Origin of the sequence: Mesorhizobium sp. M7A.F.Ca.CA.001.10.2.1, from assembly GCF_003998575.1 — a bacterium.
In the GTDB taxonomy this organism is placed as follows: Bacteria; Pseudomonadota; Alphaproteobacteria; order Rhizobiales; family Rhizobiaceae; genus Mesorhizobium.
On record NZ_RZQY01000943.1, the window covers coordinates 1 to 1,698 of the forward strand.

A 1,698-nucleotide genomic window follows, 5' to 3' on the forward strand; every position below is an offset into this window, starting at 1 on the left:
CCGTACATATGGGTTCATCCGACGCGCGGGAGGCGGCGAAGATCCGCCCGAACTATCTTTCCACCGAGGGAGACCGCAGCGTGGCCGTCGCGTCGTTGCGCCATGTCCGCAGCCTGATGAAGGCCCGGGCGGTGGCGCGCTTTGCGCCGGAAGAGATGCTGCCCGGCACGCAGTATAACAGCGATGAAGAGCTCATCCGCAAGGCCGGCGATATAGGCACGACGATCTTCCACCCCGTCGGCACCTGCAAGATGGGTTCGGATACGATGGCGGTGGTCGACGACGGCCTGCGTGTTCACGGGCTTGGCGGGCTGCGCGTGGTCGATGCCTCGATCATGCCGACAATCGTCTCAGGCAACACCAACTCGCCGGTCGTCATGATCGCGGAAAAGGCAGCCGAGATGATCCTGCAAGAGGCCCGCTGACCGCCATCGGCTTCAAGCCGCGGCAACACCGCGCGATCGCCGTCTCTCGGCCGCCGCGAGCAGATCGACGAAGGTGCGCACCTTGGCGGGCCGGAACCGGGCCGGCGGAAAGACCGCGTGGATGCCGCCTGACGGCAGGCTCCAGTCGGCAAACACCGGCACCAGCCGCCCCTCGGCGATATCGTCGCTGACGCTATAATCCGGAAAGACGCCGAGCCCGATGCCGACGAGCACGCAAGCCAGGGCGGCGGGGCTCTTGTCGCACATGATGACCGGATTGAGTTCGGTCAGCACCGTCTCAGTGTCCCTGGAAAACAGCCATTGGCCGATGCCTCGCAACTGGGTGTTGCCGACCCAGGCCAGCGATCTTGCCTGGCGCGGCGTCACGTCGGGCGGCAGGCTCGCCGCGAAGCCAGGGCTCGCCACCACGATCTGCCGGATCGTCCCCAGGCGCCGCGCCTGGTTCGAGGAATCGGTGAGCCAGCCGACGCGGATGCCGAGATCGATCTGCTCGTCCACCAGATTGCTGACGGCGTCGTCGAAGATCGCCTCGACGCGCATATGCGGGTAGGTTCTGAGATAGGCGGCCATGACCGGAGCCACGATCTTGGTGCCGTAGTCGAGTGGCGCCGTCAGCCTCAGCGTTCCGCTCGGTTCGACGGCTCCGCGCGAGATTTCGCCATAGGCCGCCTCCGCTTCGCGCAGGATGATCATCGCGCGGTCATAGAAGAGGCGGCCCTCTTCGGTCGGCGTGACACGCCGGGTCGTGCGCTGCAGCAGCGTTGCGCCCAGCTCCTCTTCGAGCTTGCCGATCTGATGGCTGACCACGGCCTTGGCGACGCCAAGCCGGTCGGCCGCGGCGGTGAATGAGCCGGTTTCCATGACCGTGGTGAAGTAGGCGAGCCGATTGAGGTTCAGAAGTTCGGCCAAGCTGGCTGCCCTTTGTATGATCAGATCAGACAGTTTGTATAATTGGGCGCCATTTATCGCAAGGCTGCCGTCTGCCACATATGAGCGACGGCCTCGACGAGTCCGGTGGCCGGGCAGGAATGGCAGCGACTATGAGCAATTCAGAAGTGACCTATCTTTTCGATCCGCTCTGCGGCTGGTGCTATGGCGCCACTCCGATGCTCGACCGGTTGTCGGCCGCCGGCCTGAACGTCGAACTGCTGCCGACCGGCCTGTTTTCCGGCGCCGGCGCGCGTCCGATGGATGAAGGCTTTGCGGCGCATGCCTGGGCGAACGACCAGCGCATCGAGCGCCTGACCGGACA

At 65.1% G+C, this 1,698-nt stretch carries 2 protein-coding genes and 1 pseudogene; 2 read left to right on the forward strand and 1 reads right to left on the reverse strand.

Annotated features, from left to right (window positions below; genetic code table 11):
• Positions 1–425: GMC oxidoreductase (locus EN964_RS33740; RefSeq protein ID WP_245490725.1), on the forward strand; the 425-nt coding region annotated here is incomplete at its 5' end.
• Between the two features lie 12 nt (positions 426–437).
• On the opposite strand, the gene EN964_RS33745 is transcribed toward EN964_RS33740, so the two are convergent.
• Positions 438–1,355, reverse strand: coding sequence for a LysR family transcriptional regulator (locus EN964_RS33745; protein WP_127269586.1), 918 nt, complete (start codon positions 1,353–1,355; stop codon positions 438–440).
• Between the two features lie 131 nt (positions 1,356–1,486).
• Between EN964_RS33745 and EN964_RS33750 the strand changes: the two are divergent.
• Positions 1,487–1,698: pseudogene (locus EN964_RS33750) on the forward strand (DsbA family protein); the annotation flags it as partial.